This window comes from Microcoleus sp. Pol12B4 (assembly GCF_036701385.1).
Classification (GTDB): Bacteria; Cyanobacteriota; Cyanobacteriia; order Cyanobacteriales; family Microcoleaceae; genus Microcoleus.
This window is the reverse complement of the sequence record NZ_JAUBQR010000259.1, coordinates 1-8,681: the sequence shown is the minus strand read 5'-3', so window position 1 is coordinate 8,681 and position 8,681 is coordinate 1. Positions and strand designations below refer to the sequence as shown.

The following is an 8,681-nucleotide window of genomic DNA, read 5'->3' as shown; positions in this document are numbered from 1 at the left end:
TTGGCTGCCCAATGAATTTTTTATGCCTCAGTTTCTAACTGAGCCAGCTTTTCTTAGTCTAAACTCCAGTAAATTATCTGGGTCCATCATTGTTCATATGCATCTATCTGCGGTTAAAAACCTACATAATTTTGCCGCCACCAAGCGCGCACAAACTTAATCTCTTCAAACGTATAACGTTCTTCCAAAAAATCATAAATTGCTCTCAGTTTCTCATCCCCCATAACTTCAATTGCGTACACTATCGCCTGCTGACGTTCCGGTTCCACCAACAAATTTATATCAACTTCCCTGCCCATTTCCATCAATTCTATCAGATGCCCAGAAATAGTATTAGGGCTCATGCCCCGCGCATTAGCTATTCCTTGAACTGTCAAACCTTGTCGGTATAATTCCCAGGTTTGCATCTGCGAATAAGACGCAACGTTAGGAAGATTGGGAAGATTAGCGACATCAGAAGATGCAGCACCACTTGGCAATCCTTGTTCTTGGCAAAAAGTGCGTATTGCCTCCAAGAAAACTTTGCCGTACTTATCTCTCTTGTTGCTACCAACGCCGTAAACTTCCTCGAATTCTCTGAGATTTTGCGGGCGTTTTTCTGCCATGTCTCGCAAGCTTTTATCCGCAAAAACTACGTAAGGTGGCACAAATTGTTCGTCGGCAATTTGCTTGCGTAGCGTCCGCAGTATGGTAAATAAAGCTTCTACTTCTACTGCCAAAGACCGAACTTTACCCTGTACTTCCCGCTGGGGTTCAATGGCAATTTCAACTGTGCGCTGACGTTTCATAATTTCCCAACTTTTTTCATTCAGTTTCAAAATGGGGAAACCGTCTGTTTTTTCGTCTAAAAAACCTTGATTTAACAGCGAACGACTCAATTTTTTCCATTCATCAGCACTTCTATCTTTGCCAATTCCGTAAGTAGAAAGTTGGTGGTGCTGGTATTGCAATATTTTTTGATTTTTTGAACCGCGCAGTACGTCAATAATATGATTCATGCCGAATTTTTCTTGGCATCTCGCAACGCAAGAAAGAAATTTCATTGCCTCAATCGTCCAATCTTCTACGGGTTTTTGGTTGCAACAGTTATCGCAAGTACCGCAGTTTCCGGGGAATGAATCGCCAAAATAACTTAACTGGATTGTGCGACGGCAATCGGTGGATTCAGCATAGTTGATTACTCGCCGCAACTGTTGGCGAGCAATTCTTTGTTCTTGGGGATCAGGTTTTTGCTCGATGATGTAGTCGATGGTTTTGACATCGCCGTAGCCGAAAAATAAGCTGCAATGGGCGGGTTCGTTGTCTCGGCCTGCGCGACCGGATTCTTGATAGTATCCTTCGAGATTCTTGGGCAAGTCGTAGTGAATTACAAACCGCACGTCGGGTTTGTTAATGCCCATACCGAAGGCAACTGTGGCTACCATTACTTGCACGTCGTCGCGAATGAAGCGGGTTTGATTGGTGGCGCGATCGACATCGTTCATGCCGGCGTGGTATGGTAAGGCTTGGATGCCGCTTTGTTGCAATTTATGGGCAACTTCATCAACTTTTTTGCGGCTGAGGCAATAGATAATTCCCGAACCGCCTTTTTTTTGGATAATTTGCAAAACTTCGGCAAAACTGTGTTTGGTTTTGGGGCGAACTTCGTAGTATAAATTGGGGCGGTTGAAGCTGGCGACGTGGATGTAGGGATTTCGCAGAGTTAACTGCTGGATGATGTCTTGGCGGACGCGCTCGGTGGCGGTGGCGGTTAGTGCCATAATGGGAATGTCGGGATATCGATCGCGCACTCGCTGCATTTGCCTGTATTCTGGTCGAAAGTCGTGCCCCCATTCCGAAACGCAGTGGGCTTCGTCGATCGCAAATGCCGAAATTCCTAACTTATTTGCTACTATATCTAAAAACGGTAAAAATCTCTCACCGAGCAAGCGTTCGGGTGCAACATAAAGCAATTTAATCTTACCTTCGAGAATTGCTGTTTCGCGCGATCTGGTTTCCTGACTGCTCAAAGTGCTGTTGAGAAAAGTCGCCCCAATTCCATTATCCTGCAAAGCTTCCACCTGGTCTTGCATCAGAGCAATTAACGGCGAAACAACCACAGTCAATCCCGGTTTCAACAGTGCCGGTAATTGAAAACACAAAGACTTGCCACCGCCCGTCGGCATGACAATCATCATATCCCGTTTTTGTAAAGCAGCTTCGACAATTTCCTGCTGCCCCGGGCGGAAAGAGTCATAGCCAAAAAAATGTTTGAGTGCTTGTTCTAGGGGCAGCGGCACAGAAGATATTGGCGGATTCGACGCTGGCATTTGCAGTAGTTAGTTGTTGGCTTCTCAACTATTCTATGCCTTTTGAGCACAAATACAGTTACAATAATTGAGAATCTCAAGTTAAGCAGAAAAACTGATGCCGAAAGCAATTTGGAATGGTGCCGTTTTGGCCGAGAGCGACAAGTGCGAAATTGTAGACAACAACTATTATTTCCCCGCCGATGCCATCAACCGTGAGTATTTCAAGGACAGCAGCACTCACACTACTTGCGGTTGGAAAGGTGTTGCTAGTTACTACAGTGTCGAAGTCGCCGGACAAGTTAATAAAGATGCTGCTTGGTACTATCCTACTCCGAAAGATGCTGCTAAAAATATTGCCGGATATATTGCTTTTTGGAAAGGAGTTAAGGTAGAGGCTTAAAGCAGTTTAGAATTAAAAAAATGGGGCGGGTTTTGGCCGAATTTGGCGCTTAACCTGCCCCTTAAAATTTTAATCTTTTTCCCAAACGGCGACAGCTTCCGAACCCAAACCACGGCGAACAACAATCGGTTCGCTTGCTGTCAAATCGAGAATGGTGGAAACTTGATATCCCGGATCGGAACCGTCATCGACAATGACATCCACTAACTTTGAAAAACAGTCAAAAAGTTCAGCTTTGCCAAAGCTTTCTGCTTTAGATCCAGGGACTGGTGCTGCACCTTCATCATCCGTGGTAATGTGAGCGGATGTTGAAATAATGGGATTTCCCAAGGCTTCCAACAGTGTAAAACAAAGCCGCTGGTCGGGAACGCGAATTCCAGTGGTTTTCCGTTTTGGGTTCATTACCAACCGTGGCACTAACTTAGTAGCTGGCAGCAGAAATGTATAAGGCCCTGGTATTAACCGCTTGATAATTCTGTATGCTTCATCGCTGACGGCAGCATAGTCAGTGATATTTGACAGAGAAGAACACAAAAACGTTAAAGGCTTATCATTGGATAGTTGCTTGATCTGTCTGACTCGTTCTACTGCAGACTTGGAGTTGATATCGCAGCCGATCGCGTAAACTGTATCTGTCGGATAAAGCATCACTGCCCCATTTTTCAGAGCTTTTTGAATTTTCTCGATCCGGTCTCTCTGGGGTGCAACTGGATGCACTTCGTAAATAGTTGCCATGTTAAGATATTGCAGGCTAAGTGGGCGATCGAAATATCGAGTGAAACAATCAATGCTAAAAATTAATTGTTAACAATGAATAAAATAGCTTATTTTGACTGTCCAACCGGCATTGCTGGCGATATGTGTATCGGAGCTCTCATCCACGCCGGCGTTCCTTTAGAATACCTAATCGAAAAACTAAATTTGCTCGGCATTTCGACAGAGTACCAGTTGCAGACGGAATTAGTCCACCGGAATACTCAACAAGCAACTAAATTTTATGTCGATTTAGCTGCGGATTTGTCGTTAAAACCTGAAAATCCCAATACCGAACTCGATCCCTCAGAAACCGAATCCCCGACTTTTGACGCCCGCCACCACCATCATCATGGGGAAGAACATTCTCACAGTCACGGCGAAGCAGATGCCGAAATTAGCCACACTCATCACCGCAATTTGCCCGAAATTGAGCAAATCATCGTCTCTGCAAAATTGCCTCCGCGCGTGGAAGCGTGGAGTTTGACCGTATTTGGCAAATTAGCAGAGGCAGAAGGTGCCGTACACGGTATCCCCCCAAGCGAGGTTCACTTTCACGAGGTGGGGGCGACGGATGCAATTATTGATATTGTCGGTACTTGTTTGGGTTTGGATTGGTTGGATATTCAGGAGTTTTACTTTTCGGCGATGCCGACTGGCGCAGGTACGGTGAAGGCTGCACACGGCCGATTAGCGGTGCCGACGCCGGCGGTGATGCGGTTGTGGGAAACGCACCGAGTGCCGGTTTATAGCAATGGGATCGATCGCGAATTGTGCACTCCTACTGGAACTGCGATCGCCTGTACTCTCGCCGCTGGTTTCGGGCCGCCACCACCGATGCAAATTCAGGCGATCGGTTTGGGTGCAGGTTCTCGAAACCTGGCAATTCCTAATATTTTGCGCATCTGGATTGGGGAGAAGTCAGAAGTCAGAAAAGAAAATTTAACCAACAATCGAGAAGCAATCTGTGTACTGGAAACGCAAATTGATGATTTGACTCCGCAGGCGATCGGCTATGTTTTTGATGCTTTGTTTGGCGCCGGAGCTGTGGATGTTTTTACGGCCCCAATTGTGATGAAAAAGTCGCGGCTGGGAGTTTTGTTAACGGCGATTTGTCATCCCGAGTTTCAGGAGGCTTGCGAAGCTGTGATCTTTCGCGAGACTACTACTTTGGGAATTAGGCGCTCGACTCAACAAAGAACGATTTTACACCGAGAAATCCAGACAGTTAAAACAGAATACGGCGAAGTCAAGATAAAAGTTGCGAAGTCTGGACAAACGATTGTTAATGTACAGCCGGAATACGAAGATTGCGCGGAGATTGCCAGACTTAAAAATATTAGCTGGCGGGAAGTTCACCGCTTGGCGCTGCAAAGTTGGTACGATCGAAGTTAGTAAATCACAGGAACTTACATCTTGCACCATTTTTATGAACAGGCAAGATGCCTGTTCCACAATAATTTAATTCAACCAATAACCAATAACAAATAACTAAAGCCTGCGGCTTGGTAAAATTTGTTATTGCAATTCCTCGAAAGCGGGCATTTTTGAGCGATCGTCTTGTTCAACGATCGCCCTTATTTGTCAATTAGCTCGATCGCCAGCGGTACGCCAAGCTGCAATTGCTTCAAAACCTCCCGTTGAGCAAAAATGGTTTCCCGTGTTCCTTACTAAAATTAGTTGTCCTCGATCCATTACAAACCCCCAATCAGCTCAGTGGTAGATGAATGCCAGGTCGTGACTCGCTAGCAGGGTGGTGGTTCCGGCGCTGTGAATTTGTTGAAGTAAACCGATCAGTTGTCGAGTGTGACGCGGATCGAGATAGGCGGTAGGTTCATCTAACAGCAACAGTTTCGGCTCCAGAACCATGATATCGGCGATGGAAACCCGCTTTTTCTGGTCAAACTGAGATTGTGAATTGGTTCGCGGGCGAGTTCGCTTAGATCGAATTGCTCGATCGCCTGCTGCACCTGTTGAGCAATTTCGGATTCTCTTAAGCCTAAATTGTACAATCCATAGGAAATATCTTCTTCTACCGTCGAAGCTACTAATTGATGTTCGGGATTTTGAAAGACGAGTCCGATTTGTTGGCGCAGTTGCATCAAAGATTTGCGATCGGATTTTTTTGTAAGACTCTTGTGCCCGCACTTTCTCAACAGCTTCGCGTACTTTAGCAACGCTTGTGCCATTGCTTGAATTCATAATAGTCATATCATAATACTCATAATTAATGTTTGTTAGAAATGGAGCTTTTTCCTAGCAATTTTCGTTAACCCTGAAATATAGTAAAAGCTGCTAATATTTATAGTAAAAAATATGTTAGAGCGAGTGTTAAAAGAACGTTATGCCATTCAGCAATGCCTGGGGAAAAATGCAGGACGACAAACTTTCCTGGCGCGCGACTTACAAACTCAGGAGTTAGTCGTCATCAAAATCCTTACTTTTAGTGCAGATTTCCAGTGGGACGATTTAAAACTATTTGAACGAGAAGCCACAACCTTACAGTCACTTTCCCATCCGGCAATTCCTCGTTACTTAGACCATTTTGAATTCCAGACACCAAAGACTAAAGGGCTTGCCCTGGTACAAAGCTATATTGAAGCGAAATCTTTGGCAGAATGGGTTGAAGCGGGACGGAATTTTAACGAAAAAGAAATAAAGCAAATCGCTAATAAGTTGCTGGAAATTTTGATATATTTGCAACACCAAAACCCGCCAGTAATTCATCGAGATATTAAACCGAGTAATATTCTGTTAGCAGAGCGATCGCCCCTCAAACAAAAACACTCTGCCCTTAATAAAGGTGGTTGGTTGGGTGAAGTTTACTTAGTAGATTTTGGTTCAGTTCAAACCTTAGCAGCGAGAGAAGGTAGCACCGTTACTGTAGTGGGAACTTACGGATATATGCCGCCCGAACAATTTGGCGGGCGTGCTGTTCCGGCTTCCGATCTTTATGGTTTGGGTGCAACGTTAATTTACTTAGTAACGGGAGTCCATCCAGCCGAATTGCCGCAGGAGGATTTGCGTATTAATTTTGAGCCAAAAATCGCTATTAGTTCGGATTTTGTGGACTGGCTGCAGTGGATGACCGAACCAGATTTAAACAGCCGCTTAACCACGGCCGATCGGGCATTAAAAGCACTGGAAAGACCGAAAGAGGCGATACCCTTGGTTGTGCGAAAACCTGCTAGGAGTAAGGTCAAACTGAAAAAAGACCGGAATTCTTTGGAAATTGTGGTTCCTAGTTCTTCTCCTCTATTTGACACTATTGCCTTGTTAGTAATGGCGTTTCTTATACTTTCATACTTGTTTTTTTTAAGTATATCATCTATTATGCCTGCGTTTAGTATTGCCTCTTCTTTTGTTCTATTATCCGCAGGAATCGCGGCGTTGTTATGGGTAATTTACTTGGTAACTTTGTCCCTATCAATCATTATCCGGTTACTTTATGAAGCCAGTAGAGTGCGCCTGGATCGCAAACAAATTTATTTGACATCCAATTGGTTAGGATTTGTACGTTATAATCTTCTGCCCCCAAGTCCAAGGATGGCAATCTGTAAATTACGATTCATAGGGAATAAACCTAAAAAATCGCGCCCTTATCCTCGCGACATTCAGATTTGGGCGGGAACACAGGAATATACACTTATTACCAACCATCTCACCGATGCCGAGATTGATTGGATAGCAGGCGAACTCAGCGAATGGTTAGATTTACCCATTAGTGAATAAAGTATAAATGGCAGATAAAATTAACAACCACTATTCTCAAGAGGATTGCAAAAAATGACAAGTAAAATTTTAAAAGAACGTTATGTCATCCAGAAACAGCTAAGTAAAAATGCGGGAAGGCGCACGTTGCTGGCGCGCGACTTGCACACCCAAGAGTTAGTGGCAATCAAGTTACTGATTTTTGGGGAAGATTTTCACTGGGATCACTTGAAGCTGTTTGAAAGAGAATCGCAAACTTTACAACTGCTTTCTCATCCGGCAATTCCCCGTTACCTGGATTACTTTGATGTGGATACACCAACTGGTAAAGGATTTGCCTTGGTACAAAGCTATATCCCAGCCAAATCGTTAGAGGAATGGTTAAAAAGCGGGCGAACTTTTAGCGAAGCAGAAATCAAGCAACTGGCTAAAGCATTACTGGAAATTTTGCGTTACCTTCACGGGCAACAGCCGCAAGTTATTCACCGAGATATCAAGCCGAGTAATATTTTACTGGCAAATAGATCTGGCAATAGTGTCGGTGATGTTTATTTAGTTGATTTTGGTTCCGTACAGACATTAGCGGCCAGAAAAGGTAGTACGATTACTGTTGTTGGCACTTACGGATATATGCCACCCGAACAATTTGGCGGCAGGAATGTTCCCGCTTCCGATATTTACAGCTTGGGTGCGACATTAATTTATTTAGCGACAGGTAGGCATCCTGCCGAGTTATCCCAAGGTAATTTGCAAATTCAATTTGAGTCAATAGTTAATCTCAATCCAGATTTAATCGATTGGTTGAAGTGGATGACACAACCGAGTTTGAATCGCCGTCTCGCATCTGCTGGGGAGGCGCTGAAAGCCTTGGAAAATCCCCGCCAGCAAACAGATATGTCGGCGATTAGACAAAAACCGTTTGGGAGTAGGATTGAACTTAAGGAAGATGGGGAGAACCTAGAGATTCTGATTCCACCCACAAGGTTGACTTTTTGGAGCGCCTTCTGGATATTGATAGGAACGTTGTTTTGCTTGGGGTTAGTTTTATTGCCTTTTATATCGATAATACTCCTGATTAAAACCCGCCTTAAATCCATTATATTTGTGATGTTGTTCTCCTTCCTTACAGTGCCCTTTGGAGGCCTAGGTTTTGCTATATTATGCGGAGGGGGAGGTATCGCAACTTATTTCAGAGCGACTAAAATAAATATCGACCGCAATCAAATTTCCGTGACTCACCTGTGGCCTTGGTATAAATGTCAGGTGGCTCCAATTATGAATAAAAATTTTAGCAACTGGAGTATGTATATCCGGCATTCGATGGCAATTTCGCGACAAGATAAATATTATGAAACCATGGGAATTTCTCAGCTAACACCTCCAGAAATAGAATGGCTAGCCAATGAAATAAGTGCGTTTTCGGGCGGGCAAATTACTGTTGTATCCGCAGATACAGCGGATTCCGCTGTAATGAGGTACAATAAAATATCATTGTTGTAGTCAAACCTAATGAAAGCGTATTCTCT

General features: G+C 44.2%; 8 protein-coding genes. 4 read left to right on the top strand and 4 right to left on the bottom strand.

Annotated features, from left to right (window positions below; genetic code table 11):
• Positions 1-113: 113 nt before the first annotated feature.
• The gene (recQ, locus tag QUA38_RS25275) at positions 114-2,309 is read right to left on the bottom strand and encodes a DNA helicase RecQ (RefSeq protein WP_333166819.1); all 2,196 of its coding nucleotides are present in this window, start codon (positions 2,307-2,309) and stop codon (positions 114-116) included.
• 97 nt (positions 2,310-2,406) lie between these two features.
• Here recQ and QUA38_RS25270 point away from each other — a divergent pair, with 97 nt between their 5' ends.
• Complete coding sequence (locus QUA38_RS25270) at positions 2,407-2,691, top strand: DUF427 domain-containing protein (protein ID WP_333166817.1); 285 nt, start codon at positions 2,407-2,409, stop codon at positions 2,689-2,691.
• A 69-nt stretch (positions 2,692-2,760) separates the two neighbouring features.
• On the opposite strand, the gene QUA38_RS25265 is transcribed toward QUA38_RS25270, so the two are convergent.
• Positions 2,761-3,426 carry an L-threonylcarbamoyladenylate synthase gene (locus QUA38_RS25265; protein ID WP_333166815.1) on the bottom strand — a complete coding sequence of 222 codons (666 nt, stop codon included), beginning with the start codon at positions 3,424-3,426 and terminating at the stop codon, positions 2,761-2,763.
• 75 nt (positions 3,427-3,501) lie between these two features.
• Between QUA38_RS25265 and larC the strand changes: the two genes are divergently transcribed.
• Complete coding sequence (gene larC, locus QUA38_RS25260) at positions 3,502-4,839, top strand: nickel pincer cofactor biosynthesis protein LarC (protein WP_333166813.1); 1,338 nt, start codon at positions 3,502-3,504, stop codon at positions 4,837-4,839.
• Between the two features lie 318 nt (positions 4,840-5,157).
• Here the strand turns inward: larC and QUA38_RS25255 are convergent, their stop codons facing one another.
• Together QUA38_RS25255 and QUA38_RS25250 are read right to left on the bottom strand one after the other, a co-directional pair.
• Complete coding sequence (locus QUA38_RS25255; protein ID WP_333166811.1) at positions 5,158-5,313, bottom strand: AAA family ATPase; 156 nt, start codon at positions 5,311-5,313, stop codon at positions 5,158-5,160.
• Complete coding sequence (locus tag QUA38_RS25250) at positions 5,283-5,633, bottom strand: hypothetical protein (RefSeq protein WP_333166809.1); 351 nt, start codon at positions 5,631-5,633, stop codon at positions 5,283-5,285. Before QUA38_RS25250 ends, QUA38_RS25255 begins: the two co-directional genes overlap by 31 nt.
• A 127-nt stretch (positions 5,634-5,760) precedes the next feature.
• Here QUA38_RS25250 and QUA38_RS25245 point away from each other — a divergent pair, with 127 nt between their 5' ends.
• Positions 5,761-7,176, top strand: a complete 1,416-nt coding sequence (locus QUA38_RS25245) for a serine/threonine-protein kinase (protein WP_333166805.1) — start codon at positions 5,761-5,763, stop codon at positions 7,174-7,176.
• Positions 7,177-7,230: 54 nt separating this feature from the next.
• On the top strand, positions 7,231-8,655 hold the full coding sequence (locus QUA38_RS25240) for a serine/threonine-protein kinase (RefSeq protein WP_333166804.1): 1,425 nt from the start codon (positions 7,231-7,233) through the stop codon (positions 8,653-8,655).
• Positions 8,656-8,681: the final 26 nt, after the last annotated feature.

Bases quoted from the DNA above. Each gene is read 5' to 3' on its own strand.
- recQ (WP_333166819.1), bottom strand. From the start codon at position 2,309: ATGCCAGCGTCGAATCCGCCAATATCTTCTGTGCCGCTGCCCCTAGAA.
- QUA38_RS25270 (WP_333166817.1), top strand. From the start codon at position 2,407: ATGCCGAAAGCAATTTGGAATGGTGCCGTTTTGGCCGAGAGCGACAAG.
- QUA38_RS25265 (WP_333166815.1), bottom strand. From the start codon at position 3,426: ATGGCAACTATTTACGAAGTGCATCCAGTTGCACCCCAGAGAGACCGG.
- larC (WP_333166813.1), top strand. From the start codon at position 3,502: ATGAATAAAATAGCTTATTTTGACTGTCCAACCGGCATTGCTGGCGAT.
- QUA38_RS25255 (WP_333166811.1), bottom strand. From the start codon at position 5,313: ATGGTTCTGGAGCCGAAACTGTTGCTGTTAGATGAACCTACCGCCTAT.
- QUA38_RS25250 (WP_333166809.1), bottom strand. From the start codon at position 5,633: ATGGCACAAGCGTTGCTAAAGTACGCGAAGCTGTTGAGAAAGTGCGGG.
- QUA38_RS25245 (WP_333166805.1), top strand. From the start codon at position 5,761: ATGTTAGAGCGAGTGTTAAAAGAACGTTATGCCATTCAGCAATGCCTG.
- QUA38_RS25240 (WP_333166804.1), top strand. From the start codon at position 7,231: ATGACAAGTAAAATTTTAAAAGAACGTTATGTCATCCAGAAACAGCTA.